Raw genomic sequence first — 12844 nt, forward strand, 5'->3', positions numbered from 1 at the left:
GTTCGTTCACAGATCCACCCGTACCGTGACGACATGCGCGACGCGTACCATGAAGAACTCGATTCCCTCACGGACAAGCTGGTGGAAATGACCAGGCTTGTCCGGTCCGCGATCTCGCGGGCCACCACTGCTCTCCTCGATGCCGATCTGCAGCTTGCCGAGAGCGTCATCTCCCGTGACGAGGAGGTGAACAGGATCTTCGCGGAGATCGAGACCACCATCTTCGAGCTGATGGCGCGGCAGCAGCCGGTCGCCGTCGACCTCCGCATGGTGATCACCGCACTGCGCATGGGCACCGACCTGGAACGCATGGGCGACCTGGCCGGGCACGTGGCCAAGGTCGCGCGGCTGCGTCACCCGGACTCGGCCATCCCGCCGGAGATGCGCTCGACCATCCTGGAGATGGGCCAGATCGCGGAGAACCTCATCACCAAGGCGGGCAGTTCCGTCGCCTCGCGTGACGTGGAGTCCGCGCTGGAGCTGGAGCAGGACGACGACGCGATGGACAGGCTGCACAGGAAGCTGTTCCGCAAGATCCTGTCCAAGGAGTGGTCGCACGGCGTGGAGCCGGCGATCGACATAACGCTGATCGGCCGCTACTACGAGCGATACGCCGACCATTCGGTACGGGTCGCCCGCGACGTGGTCTACCTCGTCACCGGCTCCCGCCCCGGCTAGAAGACCGGATCGGGGCTACCCGCGCCGGCGGGTAGCCCCGAGGAGCTTTCAGCGACCCTGGTTGGCCACGGCCTCGATGGCCGCCTTGGCCGCCTCCGGGTCGAGGTAGGAGCTCTTGACGGGCTTGTAGTCGGCGTCCAGGTCGTAGACCAGGGGGATGCCGGTCGGGATGTTCAGCCCCGCGATGTCGGCGTCGGAGATGCCGTCGAGGTGCTTGACGAGCGCGCGCAGCGAGTTCCCGTGCGCGGCCACCAGCACGGTACGGCCCGCCGCCAGATCCGGCACGATCGCGTCGTACCAGTACGGCAGCATGCGCTCCACCACGTCCTTCAGGCACTCGGTACGCGGCTGCAGCTCGCTCGGCAGGTTCGCGTAGCGGGCGTCGCCGGCCTGCGAGTACTCGTCGTCGTCGGCGATCGGTGGCGGCGGGGTGTCGTAGGAGCGGCGCCACAGCATGAACTGCTCCTCGCCGAACTCCTCGCGCGTCTGCGCCTTGTTCTTGCCCTGCAGCGCGCCGTAGTGGCGCTCGTTCAGCCGCCAGGAGCGCCGGACCGGCAGCCACGCCAGCCCGGCCGCGCCCAGCGCGAGCTGCGCGGTCTGGATGGCCCGGTCGAGCAGGCTCGTGTGGACCACGTCCGGCAGCACGCCGGCCTCGGTCAGGAGGCGCCCGCCGCGCCTGGCCTCCTCCTCGCCCTTGGCCGAAAGGCTCACGTCCACCCAGCCGGTGAACAGCCCCTTGGCGTTCCAATCGCTCTCGCCATGCCGTAGCAGCACCAAAGTCGCCATGGCGACAATCTTAGGAGCCGGGGTCGGGGTCGGCGAAGTGGGCGAACGCCTGGAGGTTCTTGAGCGACTCGCCCCGTTTGACCCGCCACTCCCACTCGCGCTTGATCGTCGAGGCGAAGCCCAGTTCGAGCGCCTTGTTGAACCAGTCGTCGGAGTACGTCAGGACGCAGCCGAGCAGGCGGTCGATCTCCTGCTCGCTGACGGCGTCGAGGGCGATCCTGCCGACCAGGTAGACGTCGCCGACGGGGTCGAGGGCGAAGTGCACGCCGTACATGCCGCCGTTCTTCGACAGCAGGAAGCGGTAGAACTCGGCGTGGTTCTCGTCGGGCTGGCGGCAGAAGAACGCCTCCACCAGCATCGCCTGGTCGCCCAGCACCAGCCAGGTGACGGTGGCGAGCTTGCGTCTGCCGGGCAGGGTGACCACGAAGGCGCCCGGCCGTTCCTCCTCGAAGGGCACCTCGGCGGCCTTCAGCGCCGCCTCCACAACCTCGCGCATGCCTGACACCCTACGAGTTGACCGCGACCGGCATCCGGTGGAGGTGGGCCATCGCGCCCGCGTACACCTCCATGAGGCGCGAGGCGGTGCTCTGCCAGCCGAAGGCGGCGGCGTGGGCGCGCGCCCCGGAGGCGAGGCCGTCGCGCCAGCGCGGTGCGGTGACGAAGCGCCGCAGCGCCAGCGCCCAGTCGTGCGGGTCGTGGCCGTCGACGAGCAGCCCGGAAACTCCGTCGCGTACGGCGGTGCGCAGCCCGCCCACCGACGCCGCGGCCACCGGGGTGCCGCAAGCCTGGGACTCCAGGGCGACGAGGCCGAAGGACTCGCTGTGGGAGGGCACCACGGTCACGTCGGCGGCCCGGTACCAGTCGGCCAGCTCCTCCTGCGGCGCGGGCGGCACGAGGCGGACCACGTCGGCGATGCCCAGCTCCGCGGCCAGGTCGACCAGGACGTCGGGGCGGGCCAGGCCGTTGCCGGAGGGCCCGCCGACGCAGGCGACGACCAGGCGATCGCGCAGCGAGGGGTCCTCGATCAGCATGCGGGCGGCGGCGCGCAGGAGCACGTCGGGGGCCTTGAGCGGCTGGATCCTGCCCACGAACAGCAGCAGGTGCGCGTCCTGCCGCACGCCCAGCCGGCGCCGGGCGGCGCCCTGCGAGGCGGGCTGGAACACGGTCAGGTTGACGCCCGGGTTGACGACGGCCACGCGCTCGGCGGGCGCGCCGTACAGCTCCCTGAGCTCGCGCGCCTCGTCGGAGGTGTTGGCCACGAGACGGTCGGCGACCTCGACCACCTGCTCCTCGCCGAGCACGCGGGCGGGCGGCTCGGGACGGTCGCCGGCGGCGAGCAGGAGGTTCTTGACCTTGGCCATGGTGTGCATGGTGTGGACCAGCGGCACGCCCCAGCGCTCCTTGGCCAGCCAGCCGACCTGGCCGGACAGCCAGTAGTGGGAGTGGATGACGTCGTAGCGGCCCGGGTCGTACATGGCCTCGGTCCTGAGCACGCCGGACAGGAACGCGCAGAGCTGTCCTGGCATGTCGGCGCGGTCGAGCTCCTCGTACGGCCCGGCCGTCACGTGCCTGACGGAGACGCCCGGCGCGATCTCCGCCACCGGCGGCAGGGCACTGCCGGTCTGCCGGGTGAAGATCTCCACCTCGACGCCCAGCTCGGCCAGCCTTCTGGCCGACTCGACGATGTAGACGTTCATCCCGCCCGCGTCGCCGGTGCCCGGCTGGTCCAGGGGGGATGTGTGCATGCTGATGGTCGCCACGCGGTTGACCCGTCGACGCCTCAACGTCACCACCTCCAACCCGGCTACAACCAGACAGACCTATGTCGCATTCCCGACAAACACCGACAAGCCGGAAAACAGGGGTACCCCTGCCCAAGCCATGGCCAGGAGTGGGCCTGGGCGTGCGTGGAAGGATGGGCGCATGACGAAGACGGCAGTGGTGACCGGAGCGAGCAGCGGCATCGGGGCGGCGACCGCGCGGCGGCTGGCCGCGGAGGGGTACGAGGTCGTGGCGGGCGCCAGGCGCCTGGAGCGGCTGGAGAAGCTGGCCGCCGAGGTCCCCGGCGTCAGGGCGCTGGAGCTCGACGTCACCTCCGACGCGTCCGTGACCGCCTTCGTGTCCGCCGTGGAGCGCTGCGACGTGCTGGTCAACAACGCGGGCGGCGCGCTCGGGATGGAGAGCGTGGCCGACGCCCGGCTGGCGGACTGGCAGAACATGTACGACACCAACGTCCTCGGCTCGCTCAGGATGACGCAGGCGATCCTGCCGAAGCTGGTCGAGTCCGGCGACGGGGTGCTGGTGATGCTGACGTCCACGGCCGGCCTGGTCTCCTACGAGGGCGGCGGCGGCTACTGCGCGGCCAAGCACGCCCAGACGGCCATGGTCGAGACTCTGCGCCTCGAACTGGTCGGCAGCCCGGTGCGCGTCATCGAGATCGCGCCGGGGATGGTGCACAGCGAGGGGTTCGCGGTGACCAGGTTCAGGGGCGACTCCGAGGCCGCCGCCCGCGTCTACGCCGGCGTGCCCGACCCGCTGACCTCCGACGACGTGGCCGACGCGATCGCCTGGTGCGTCACCCGCCCGGCGCACGTCAACGTCGACCGCCTCGTCATCCGCCCCCGCGCCCAGGCAGCCCAGCACAAGGTGCACCGCGTAAGTGCGTAGGCCGGTCGGGGAGATCACCAGGGGCACCACCGGGTACAACCGGCTGCGCAGGGCCGATCGCTGGCTCGCCGCCGCGCACGGGCACGTCCTGCGCGCCGCCGCCCGCCCGCTGGTGGTCGATCTCGGCTACGGCGCCTCGCACACGACCACGCTGGAGCTGTTCACCCGGTTGCGCAGGATACGTCCCGACGTCGAGGTGATCGGCATCGAGATCGACCCGGCGCGGGTGGCGCTGGCCAGGCCGTACGAGCGCGACGGGTTGTCCTTCCGGCTGGGCGGCTTCGAGCTGCCGGTCCCGCGCCCGCCCGACGTGGTGCGCGCCTTCAACGTCCTTCGCCAGTACGGCGAGGCCGACGCGTGGCACTACTGGCAGGAGCTGTGCTCCCGGCTCGCGCCCGGCGGCGTGCTGGTCGAGGGCACCTGCTCCGAGGTCGGGCACCGGGCGGTCTGGGCGGGCCTGGACGGGCACGGCCCGCGGACGCTGACGTTCTCGGCCAGGTTCGACGCCTTCGAGCGGCCCTCGGACCTGGCCGACCGGCTGCCCAAGACGCTCATCCACCGCAACGTGCCCGGTGAGCGCGTCCACGCCTTCCTCAAGGACTGGGACCACGCGTGGGCGGTCAGCGCCGCCTATGGCGCGCACGGCCTGCGTCAGCGCTGGCTGGCGGCGGTGGAGGTGCTGGGAGCCACCTGGCCCGTCCCCCAGCATGCGCCTCTGGGTGGACGGGCCAGGTGGCGGCTCGGGGAGCTGACCATCCCCTGGTCGGCCATTGGCTGATCTTCCTCACCCCCTCCCTCACCCGACAAGTCGCCAGATGTCACGATTTCCTGGCAAATTTCATAATCAAGTCGTGGAAGGTGGTGTAAGCGGGGGCGTCGAACAGCACGAACCTCGCCTCCACCACCGACGTCCCGGCTGATGAGACGGCTTTCAGCGCGATCCCGGCGGCATCGGCCATCGGCCAGCCGTACAGGCCCGTGGAGATCGCCGGGAAGGCGACCGTGCGCGCGCCGAGCTCGTCGGCCACCCGCAGCGACTCCCGGTAACAGGAGGCGAGCAGCGCCGAGCGGTCCTCCTCCCGCGTGTACACGGGACCGACCGTGTGGACGACCCAGCGCGCGGGCAGCCGCCCGGCGGTCGTGGCGACGGCCTGACCGGTGGGCAGACCGTCCCTGTAGCGCGCGGCGCGCAGCCGCCGGCACTCCTCCAGGATCTCGGGGCCGCCGCGCCGGTGGATGGCGCCGTCCACCCCGCCACCGCCCATGAGCGAGGAGTTCGCGGCGTTCACCACCACGTCCACCTCCTGCGTGGTGATATCTCCCTGTACCAGAGTGATGTCCATCTCACCGGCCTCCCGAATGGCTGCTCGACAACCTGTAGTACTACGCTGGAGCGTGTGAAGGGTCTTGGCGAGCTTGAGCGCAGCATCATGGACATCCTCTGGGCGCAGAGCAGCCCGCTGACAGCCCGCGAGGTCGGCCGGCTCATCGCCGAACGCGACCTCGCCCCCACGACGGTCATGACCGTCCTGGACCGTCTTACCCGCAAGGGCTTCCTCAGCCGCATCCGCGACGGGCGCGCGTGGCGGTACGAACCGGCGGAAAGCCGCGACTCGTACATCGCCGAGCTTATGCTGGAGGCTCTGGAGATGACGGGCGACCGATCGGCCGCCCTGACCCGCTTCGCCCAGGCGGTCCCCGCCTCCGAGGCGGAGATCCTGCGCAAGGCCCTTACGGAGCTGGAGGACGAGTGATCACCGCCACCGCGTTGGCTGCGCTCGCGACCGCGTGCGCGCTCGGCGCCTGGCGTTTCACCTCCGCGCGCTGGACCTATCGGGCGCCCCGCGTGGCCATCGTCCTGTGGCAGGCGCTCGGGCTGGCCTGGGGGCTGGCGACCACCGGCGCGATGCTGGCCTATGCCGTCCAGCCGTACAACAGCGGGCTGCTGCACGGGCTGATCGCCGTGGCGCAGGGCCGCGCACCGGTGGAGCCCTGGGATCCGCCGCATCTGTTCGCCCTGATCGCGGGGCTGACCGCGCTGGCCGTACTGGTGGCCGTGACGCTGACCGCGATGGCGCAGGCCCTGCGCGCCCGGCGCCGCCACCGCATCCTGCTGGCGCTCATCGCGCGCGACGACCCGTTCGTGCCCGGCGTGCGCGTGCTCGACCACCCCGGCGCCGCCGCCTACTGCGTGCCCGGCCTGCGCTCGCAGGTCGTGATCAGCGCGGGCGCCATGGAACTGCTGTCCGACGACGAGCTGACCGCCGTGCTCGCCCACGAGGCCGCGCACGTGCGCGAGCGCCACGACCTGGTGCTGCTGCCGTTCGGCGCGCTGCGCCGCGTGCTGCCCTGGTCGAAGGTCGTGCGCGACGCCCAGGCCCAGGTCGAGCTGCTCGTGGAGATGGCCGCCGACGACCGTGCCCGCCGCTACTGCTCGGCCCGCCGCCTCGCCACCGCCCTCCTGCGCTTCGGTACGGCCGGCGCCCTGCCCGCTCCGCACGGGATGCTGGGCAGCGTGACCGCCGCCAACGTCATGGCCCGCGTGAACCGCCTGGTCAAGCCGGATCCCGACCTGCGACCCCACCACCGCTACGGCTACCTGGGCCTGTCGGCCGCGCTCCTGGTCTCCGCCGCCAGCCTGTGGGTCATCCCGCTCTGACCGCTTGCATCTGCTAGCTCTGCGTTTGCAATTGCAAGCACCATGGGGCAGACTGTGGGCATGGCACTGCCCAAGGTCGGCTCGATCGGCGAGTACATCCGCGAGCAACGGCAGCAGGCGAAGATCTCTCTTCGCCAGCTCGCCGCCGCGGCGGGGGTCTCCAACCCCTACCTCAGCCAGATCGAGCGCGGGCTGCGCAAGCCGAGCGCGGAGATCCTCAACCAGATCGCCAAGGGTCTCCACATCTCGGCGCAGGCGCTCTACGTGCAGGCGGGTCTCATCGAGGACAAAGAGCCGCCGAGCGACGTCGAAGCGGCGATCCGGGCCGACACGCATCTCACCGGGCGGCAACGCCAGGTGCTCATCGACATCTACGAGTCGTTCCGCAAGGAGAACCACGCCGGAGACGAGCAGCCCTCCCAGAATGCCCGTCCCCAGCGTGATCCGGAATCGGACGACGACCCGCTGCCCGAGGACTACCTCGCCGCGTTGGAGCCCTTCGCGGCGGGTGCGGGCAACGAAAACGTCAACCAGGAAACGAGGGAAGGTTAACCCATGACGCTTGCAACCGAGGTCAAGAAGCTGACAGAGTCCAAGCCTTTTTACGCGGTCGCGGGCGCCGGCGACTACGCGGTGGAGAAGCTGCGCGAGCTGCCCGAGCAGCTCCAGAGGCTGCAGGCCCGCCGCACCGAGATCGCCAAGGACCTGCCCGAGCGGGCCCGCGTGCTCACCGGCAGGGCCGAGGGCTTCGCCAAGGACTTCCCCGAGAAGGCCCGCGCCTACGCCGACGAGCTGGGCCTCAAGGCCACCGAGGTCTACGAGGAGTTCGCCAGCCGCGGCCGCAAGGTCGTCAGCAAGGTCAGCGGTGAGGCCGCGCTGGAGCTGGAGGAGGTCTCCGAGGCCGCCGAGCCGGCCGTCGCCACCCCCGTCACTCCCGCCAAGAAGACCACCCGCACCCCCAAGGCCAAGGCCTGAGCGTGCGGCGCGAGGAGCCCGTCCCGTTCCGGGGCGGGCTCTTTCGTTGCCCGCGTGCCCGAGTTGCGCACTAGGCTGGGCCCGACAACGCAGCCTGGGGCGGAGCCAACATGAGTATGATCAACGGCGTTCTCAACCTTCTCTTCCTGGTGCTGGCCGCTGGCATCTTCGGCATGTCGGTCTACGCACTGATCCACGCGGTCCGGGTGCCGGCGAACGCGTTCGTCTCGGCGGGCAAGCTGCAGAAGAACCTGTGGCTGCTGATCCTCGGGCTGGCGACCCTGTTCTCCGCCGCCGGGGCCTGGTCCTACCTCAACGCCTTCCTGGTGGTCGGCGGGGTCGCGTTCATCGGCATCGGCGTGGGCATCTTCTCGATCCTCGCGGTGATCGCGGCCACGGTGTACATCGTGGACGTCAAGCCCGCGGTGAAGGGCATGGGCAGGGGCGGCAACAACGGCCCCTACGGCCCCTGGTGAGCCGCCTGAGCGCCCAGCGCGTCCGACAGCCACCGGGCCAGGCGGGCGTGGCCGGTGAAGGTGGGATGGACGCCGTCGGGTAGCAGGACCTCCGAGCGGCGGCCGGTCACCCAGCGCTGCTTCAGCGGGTCGAGGAAGGTGACGCCCTCGCGGGCGGCGACCTCGGCCAGGGCGTCGCGCACGGCATAGGCCTTGGGCGGGGCGTCGGCCAGCCAGATCGGGCCGACCATGACCACGCGGGTCTCCGGCCAGCGTGCGCGGGCGGTCCAGAGGAGACCGGCGGCGGCCCGCCGTACGCTCCGCAGGGGCCAGCGGCGGTCGTTGTGGCCGCCGGAGATGACGAACAGGTCGGGGGCGGGGCGCCAGGACAGCTCGGCGTCGAAGGAGTCCTGGAAGCTGCGGCCGACGCGACCCCTGTTGAGGTAGCCGGTGCCGCCGGCGCCGGCGATGACGGGCTGCCAGCCGAGCAGGCGGGCGGTCTCGGCGGCGTAGGAGCCCCAGGTCGGCACGGGGCCGGAGCCGACGGTGAAGCTGTCGCCGACGAACATGAGCACGGGTGTGGACCTCTGCTGGACCGGGGTCGGTTCCGGCGCGGCCGTCTCGCCCGCCGCACTGCCACATCCGGTGCAAATCACCATCATCAGTGCGGTCGGTGCGATCACCTGTCGATGCATCAGGCCGCGCATGACCACCTCACGGGCTCTAAGCTGCCGGACATGAGCTCCGACCTCTACGGGCGCACTGAGCGTCTCGAGCTGTCCGACCAGAACCTGCGCGAATTCGAGGCTGTCGTGCTTGACTCGGCGCCCGACGGGATCGTCTTGAGCAGGTCGGCATTCTACCCAGGCGGCGGGGGTCAGCCGGCCGATCACGGAGTTCTGCTCTGGCTGGGCGTGGAAACCCGGATCGCCGGGGTGCGCAAAGGCGACGATCTCCACCTGATTCCGGCCGAGGGCGACCCGGTGCCCCCGGTGGGCACGGTGGTGCGCGCCGCGGTGGCCGACGAGCGGCGTTCGGCGCTGATGCGCACGCACTCGGGGCTGCACGTGCTGTGCGGGGTGGTCTTCCGCGACTACGGCTCGCTGGTCACGGGCGGCAACATGGAGCCGTTCACCGCCCGCATGGACTTCAACCTGCCCGAGGTGCCGCCGGGCTTCAAGGAGGCGGTCGAGGACGCCTGCAACGCCGAGATCTCCGCCGACCGGCGCATCGACATCCGGGTGCTGCCGCGCAAGGAGGCGTTCGACATCCCCGACATCATCCGCACCGCCACCAACCTCGTCCCGGAGGAGGTCGAGGAGGTGCGCATCGTCGACATCGTGGGCCTCGACACCCAGGCCGACGGCGGCACCCACGTGGGCTCCACGTCGCAGATCGGCCGGATCAAGGTCACCAAGATCGAGAGCAAGGGCAAGGGCTTCCGCCGCCTGCGCATCGCGATCTCCGACTGACCCTCACCCGCCCGCCGCGTAGATCAGCCGAGCCCGCCCGGCCTACGCGCCTGAGGCAGCGGCCGGCCTGTCATGCCGAGGGTTCGATGATGGTCGCCAGGCCGTTGAGGAGCGGGGTCAGGCCGAACTCGAAAAAGGCGTCGAGGTCGAGGTCGTAGTCGTCGCCCAGCCCGGCGATGACGGCGGAGAAGTGCGGGTAGGCGCCCGAATCCCGGATGGCCGCCAGGCCGGGACCCTGCGCCGCCATCCACTCGTCGTCGCCCATGCCGCCCGCCGCGTCCTGCTGGGCCTCCCGCTCCAGGTGTACGGCCACGCCCTGCACGTAGTTGTAGACGAGCACGTGAATGTTCTGCCTGGTCGGCGCGTCGAGCTCGGAGCCGTCCAGGGCGGCCAGCAAATACTCCGCGTGCCGCATCAGGTTGGGCACGACCAGCGGCCTGGTCAGCGCGGTGACGTGCGGCAGCCAGGGGTGGCGCCGGTAGAGGCCCCACAGGCCGCGCGCCGACAGTTCGAAGCGGGCCCGCCAGCCCTCGGGTGACGGGTCCGGGTAGCCGAACTCCCCGTAGGCGGCGTCGGCCATCAGCCTGACCAGGTCCTCCTTGCCCCCCACGTGCCGGTAGAGGGACATGGTGGCGGCGCCGGTCCTCGCGGCGATGCCGCGCATGGACAGGGCGGCCAGGCCCTCGGCGTCGGCGATCTCGATGGCGACGCGGACGATCCGCTCGCGGGTGAGGTCGGAGTGCGTGGGGACACGCTCGCGGGCGGGGTCCGCGCCGGCGACGGTGCTGCCGACGCGGGGCTCGGAGGTGATCACGCCTTCCTGGGCCAGCAGGGTCAGCGCCTTGGCGGCCGTGGCCAGCGCGACGTTCCAGTCGCGGGCCAGGGCGCGCGTGGAGGGGATCCTGTCGCCTGGCTTCAGCTCGCCTTCCGCGACGCGCCGTTTGACGTCGGCCACGATCCGGGCGTAGGGCGGGGTCATGTGCGCCTCCTGTTCTAGTACAGAAGCTAGCAGAAATCGCAGTTGCACGAGCTGTGCGTACTCTGTACATTCAGTTTGCGTACAGCGTCAACGACTGAATGGAGAAGCATCGTGAACGTTCTCGTGTCCGGAGCGAGCGTCGGCGGCACCGTCCTGGCCTACTGGCTGCGCGAGCGCGGCGTCCGGGTCACCCTGGTCGAGCGGGCGCCCGCGCCGCGGGGCGGCGGGCAGGCCATCGACGTACGCGGCGCCGCGCTGACCGTCGCCGAGCGCATGGGGCTCCTGGAGGCGGCCAGGTCGCTCAGGACGGAGATGCTGGGCATGTCCGTGATGGACGGCGACGGCAACGAGGTGATGCGCTCGGAGGAGTCCACCTTCAGCGGGGGGCGCCTGGACAGCCCGGACATCGAGATCATGCGCGAGGACCTGATGGGGCTGCTGCTGGGCGCCGTCGAGGGTGTGGAGATCCTGTGGGGTGACTCGATCGTCTCGCTCGACGACGACGGCTCCGCCGTACAGGTGAGGTTCGAGAGGAGCGCGCCGCGCACGTTCGACGCGGTGGTCGGGGCGGACGGGCTGCACTCCAACACCCGCGCGCTCGTCTTCGGCGAGGAGGGGCGCCACGTCGAGCACCTCGGCACCTACGTCGGGCTGTTCCGCACCGAGAACTTCCTGGGCCTGGACCGCTGGCAGGTTTGGCACCGCGAGGGCGCGGCCGGCTTCGGCCTCTATCCGGCCAGGGACGGCGGCGAGCTGGTGGTGAACCTCGGCTTCGAGGCCGGGCCGATCGCCTACGACCACCGCGACATCGGGCAGCAGAAGCGGCTGCTCGCCGAGGCGTGCGGGGAGCTGCGCTGGATCGCGCCCAAGCTGCTGGAGGCGATGTGGGCGGCCGGCGACTTCTACTTCGACGTGATGGCGCAGGTGCACCTCCCCCAGTGGCACAGGGGCCGGGTGGCGCTCGTGGGCGACGCGGCCTACTGCGCCTCGCCCAAGTCGGGGCAGGGGACCAGCCTGGCGATGGTGGGAGCGTACGTGCTGGCCGAGGAGATGGCGGCGGGCGGCGGGTTCGGGCGCTACCAGGAGCGGATGAGCGAGTTCGTGGCGCTCAACCAGGCGCTCGCCAAGGAGAACCCGACCGGGCCCGCGCCCGAGGAGAGCGTGCGGCGCGCGGCCGACGCGATCACTCTGTGAGACCGCGCCCAGGCGGCCGGCGCGATCATTCTGTGAGGCCGCGCCAGGTGGGGTGGCGCAGGACGCCGTCCCTGGTCCAGCCGGCGTACTCGACCTCGCCCGCCAACTGGGGGTCCACCCAGTGGGCGGGCTCCGGCGCCGTCCCCGCGAACGGCGAGGTGGGCCGGGCCAGCGGCGCCATGCGCCGCGCGAGGTCACGCAGCATGCGCTCGGTGAAGCCGGTGCCCACGTGACCCACGTACCGCAGCCCCCCGGCCCCCGGCACCCCCACCAGCAGCGACCCGATCAGCCCGGAACGGCGGCCCTCGCCCGGCTTCCATCCGCCGACCAGCACGTCGAGCATCAGCGTGATCTTGACCTTGATCCACAGCTCGCTGCGCCGGCCGGGCAGGTAGGGCGAGTCGAGCCGCTTGCAGACGATGCCCTCCAGCCCGTGCTCGCGGGCCACGTCCATGACCACGCGGGCGCTGCCGGGGAACGACGGCGGCACCCGCACCCGCCCCCGGTCCAGGGCCAGCTCCTCCAGCAAAGCCCGTCTTCGCTCGTACGGCATGCGCAACGTCGAACGCCCGTCCAGGTGCAGCACGTCGAACGCGTGATACACCACCGGCACCGTGGCCAGCAGCGACCGGCTCGGCGTTCGCACGTGCATGCGCGACTGGAGCAGCCCGAAGTCGGGCGCCCCCGCCTCGTCCAGCGCGACGACCTCGCCGTCCAGCACCATGTTCCGTTCGCCGGCCAGGTCAGCGCGGAGCTCCGGATAGGCGCCCGTCACCTCGCGGTCGTTGCGCGAGAGCAGGCGTGCCTCCCCGTCGAGCAGATAGGCGACGGCGCGTACCCCGTCCCACTTGAACTCTGCGGCCCAGGCCGCCTCCCGCGCGGCGATGGGCAGCTCCCCGCTGACGGCCAGCATCGGCCTGATCAGCATCATTCCCCCTGGTCAGAGGCATACCCCTGCCAGACAAAGGGCGAACCGATA

General features: G+C 71.1%; 17 protein-coding genes. 10 read left to right on the top strand and 7 right to left on the bottom strand.

Features of this window, described 5'->3' with window-relative positions:
- Positions 1-33: 33 nt before the first annotated feature.
- Positions 34-678, top strand: a complete 645-nt coding sequence (phoU, locus tag ACIBEJ_RS17990) for a phosphate signaling complex protein PhoU (RefSeq protein WP_397183843.1) — start codon at positions 34-36, stop codon at positions 676-678.
- A gap of 48 nt (positions 679-726) precedes the next feature.
- Here the strand turns inward: phoU and ACIBEJ_RS17995 are convergent, their stop codons facing one another.
- From ACIBEJ_RS17995 to mshA, 3 genes are read right to left on the bottom strand one after another with little or no spacing between them, the layout of a single operon-like run.
- Positions 727-1464: a phosphoglyceromutase gene (locus tag ACIBEJ_RS17995; RefSeq protein ID WP_397183844.1), complete on the bottom strand. Its 738-nt coding sequence runs from the start codon at positions 1462-1464 to the stop codon at positions 727-729.
- Positions 1465-1474: 10 nt separating this feature from the next.
- On the bottom strand, positions 1475-1960 hold the full coding sequence (locus ACIBEJ_RS18000) for a YbjN domain-containing protein (protein WP_397183845.1): 486 nt from the start codon (positions 1958-1960) through the stop codon (positions 1475-1477).
- Between the two features lie 10 nt (positions 1961-1970).
- Complete coding sequence (gene mshA, locus ACIBEJ_RS18005) at positions 1971-3254, bottom strand: D-inositol-3-phosphate glycosyltransferase (protein WP_397183846.1); 1284 nt, start codon at positions 3252-3254, stop codon at positions 1971-1973.
- A 133-nt stretch (positions 3255-3387) separates the two neighbouring features.
- Between mshA and ACIBEJ_RS18010 the strand changes: the two genes are divergently transcribed.
- Together ACIBEJ_RS18010 and ACIBEJ_RS18015 are read left to right on the top strand one after the other, a co-directional pair.
- Positions 3388-4131, top strand: coding sequence for an SDR family NAD(P)-dependent oxidoreductase (locus ACIBEJ_RS18010; protein WP_397183847.1), 744 nt, complete (start codon positions 3388-3390; stop codon positions 4129-4131).
- Entirely contained in the window at positions 4124-4909 is a 786-nt protein-coding gene (locus ACIBEJ_RS18015; RefSeq protein ID WP_397183848.1) for a class I SAM-dependent methyltransferase, read from the top strand. The genes ACIBEJ_RS18010 and ACIBEJ_RS18015 overlap by 8 nt, the downstream gene beginning before the upstream one ends.
- A 40-nt stretch (positions 4910-4949) precedes the next feature.
- On the opposite strand, the gene ACIBEJ_RS18020 is transcribed toward ACIBEJ_RS18015, so the two are convergent.
- A complete protein-coding gene (locus ACIBEJ_RS18020) occupies positions 4950-5474 on the bottom strand; it encodes an O-acetyl-ADP-ribose deacetylase (protein WP_397183849.1) in 525 nt (174 codons plus the stop codon).
- A gap of 54 nt (positions 5475-5528) precedes the next feature.
- On the opposite strand from ACIBEJ_RS18020, the gene ACIBEJ_RS18025 reads away from it, so the two are divergent.
- The 5 genes from ACIBEJ_RS18025 (at position 5529) to ACIBEJ_RS18045 (ending at position 8241) form a co-directional block, all read left to right on the top strand.
- Positions 5529-5885 (top strand): BlaI/MecI/CopY family transcriptional regulator, encoded by a 357-nt coding sequence (locus tag ACIBEJ_RS18025; protein ID WP_397183850.1) that lies wholly within the window; start codon positions 5529-5531, stop codon positions 5883-5885.
- A complete protein-coding gene (locus tag ACIBEJ_RS18030) occupies positions 5882-6790 on the top strand; it encodes a M56 family metallopeptidase (RefSeq protein ID WP_397183851.1) in 909 nt (302 codons plus the stop codon). The genes ACIBEJ_RS18025 and ACIBEJ_RS18030 overlap by 4 nt, the downstream gene beginning before the upstream one ends.
- Before the next feature lie 60 nt (positions 6791-6850).
- Entirely contained in the window at positions 6851-7342 is a 492-nt protein-coding gene (locus tag ACIBEJ_RS18035; protein WP_397183852.1) for a helix-turn-helix domain-containing protein, read from the top strand.
- Between the two features lie 3 nt (positions 7343-7345).
- On the top strand, positions 7346-7765 hold the full coding sequence (locus tag ACIBEJ_RS18040; RefSeq protein ID WP_397183853.1) for a hypothetical protein: 420 nt from the start codon (positions 7346-7348) through the stop codon (positions 7763-7765).
- Between the two features lie 110 nt (positions 7766-7875).
- The gene (locus ACIBEJ_RS18045; RefSeq protein WP_397183854.1) at positions 7876-8241 is read left to right on the top strand and encodes a DUF2516 family protein; all 366 of its coding nucleotides are present in this window, start codon (positions 7876-7878) and stop codon (positions 8239-8241) included.
- On the opposite strand, the gene ACIBEJ_RS18050 is transcribed toward ACIBEJ_RS18045, so the two are convergent.
- Positions 8226-8789: an SGNH/GDSL hydrolase family protein gene (locus ACIBEJ_RS18050; RefSeq protein ID WP_397184322.1), complete on the bottom strand. Its 564-nt coding sequence runs from the start codon at positions 8787-8789 to the stop codon at positions 8226-8228. The two genes, ACIBEJ_RS18045 and ACIBEJ_RS18050, sit on opposite strands and share 16 nt — an antisense overlap.
- A gap of 168 nt (positions 8790-8957) precedes the next feature.
- On the opposite strand from ACIBEJ_RS18050, the gene ACIBEJ_RS18055 reads away from it, so the two are divergent.
- Positions 8958-9692 (top strand): alanyl-tRNA editing protein, encoded by a 735-nt coding sequence (locus ACIBEJ_RS18055; RefSeq protein ID WP_397183855.1) that lies wholly within the window; start codon positions 8958-8960, stop codon positions 9690-9692.
- A 70-nt stretch (positions 9693-9762) separates the two neighbouring features.
- Here ACIBEJ_RS18055 and ACIBEJ_RS18060 read toward each other — a convergent pair whose 3' ends face one another.
- Positions 9763-10671 carry a TetR/AcrR family transcriptional regulator C-terminal domain-containing protein gene (locus ACIBEJ_RS18060; RefSeq protein WP_397183856.1) on the bottom strand — a complete coding sequence of 303 codons (909 nt, stop codon included), beginning with the start codon at positions 10669-10671 and terminating at the stop codon, positions 9763-9765.
- Positions 10672-10782: 111 nt separating this feature from the next.
- Between ACIBEJ_RS18060 and ACIBEJ_RS18065 the strand changes: the two genes are divergently transcribed.
- On the top strand, positions 10783-11865 hold the full coding sequence (locus tag ACIBEJ_RS18065; protein WP_397183857.1) for an FAD-dependent monooxygenase: 1083 nt from the start codon (positions 10783-10785) through the stop codon (positions 11863-11865).
- 25 nt (positions 11866-11890) lie between these two features.
- Here ACIBEJ_RS18065 and ligD read toward each other — a convergent pair whose 3' ends face one another.
- Positions 11891-12796 carry a non-homologous end-joining DNA ligase gene (gene ligD / locus ACIBEJ_RS18070; protein ID WP_397183858.1) on the bottom strand — a complete coding sequence of 302 codons (906 nt, stop codon included), beginning with the start codon at positions 12794-12796 and terminating at the stop codon, positions 11891-11893.
- Positions 12797-12844: the final 48 nt, after the last annotated feature.

The organism is Nonomuraea sp. NPDC050790 (genome assembly GCF_044456745.1).
Lineage (GTDB): Bacteria > Actinomycetota > Actinomycetes > Streptosporangiales > Streptosporangiaceae > Nonomuraea.

Bases quoted from the DNA above. Each gene is read 5' to 3' on its own strand.
- ACIBEJ_RS18000 (WP_397183845.1), bottom strand. From the start codon at position 1,960: ATGCGCGAGGTTGTGGAGGCGGCGCTGAAGGCCGCCGAGGTGCCCTTC.
- ACIBEJ_RS17995 (WP_397183844.1), bottom strand. From the start codon at position 1,464: ATGGCGACTTTGGTGCTGCTACGGCATGGCGAGAGCGATTGGAACGCC.
- ACIBEJ_RS18035 (WP_397183852.1), top strand. From the start codon at position 6,851: ATGGCACTGCCCAAGGTCGGCTCGATCGGCGAGTACATCCGCGAGCAA.
- ACIBEJ_RS18010 (WP_397183847.1), top strand. From the start codon at position 3,388: ATGACGAAGACGGCAGTGGTGACCGGAGCGAGCAGCGGCATCGGGGCG.
- phoU (WP_397183843.1), top strand. From the start codon at position 34: ATGCGCGACGCGTACCATGAAGAACTCGATTCCCTCACGGACAAGCTG.
- ACIBEJ_RS18055 (WP_397183855.1), top strand. From the start codon at position 8,958: ATGAGCTCCGACCTCTACGGGCGCACTGAGCGTCTCGAGCTGTCCGAC.
- ACIBEJ_RS18020 (WP_397183849.1), bottom strand. From the start codon at position 5,474: ATGGACATCACTCTGGTACAGGGAGATATCACCACGCAGGAGGTGGAC.
- ACIBEJ_RS18050 (WP_397184322.1), bottom strand. From the start codon at position 8,789: ATGTTCGTCGGCGACAGCTTCACCGTCGGCTCCGGCCCCGTGCCGACC.
- ACIBEJ_RS18060 (WP_397183856.1), bottom strand. From the start codon at position 10,671: ATGACCCCGCCCTACGCCCGGATCGTGGCCGACGTCAAACGGCGCGTC.
- ligD (WP_397183858.1), bottom strand. From the start codon at position 12,796: ATGATGCTGATCAGGCCGATGCTGGCCGTCAGCGGGGAGCTGCCCATC.
- ACIBEJ_RS18040 (WP_397183853.1), top strand. From the start codon at position 7,346: ATGACGCTTGCAACCGAGGTCAAGAAGCTGACAGAGTCCAAGCCTTTT.
- ACIBEJ_RS18045 (WP_397183854.1), top strand. From the start codon at position 7,876: ATGAGTATGATCAACGGCGTTCTCAACCTTCTCTTCCTGGTGCTGGCC.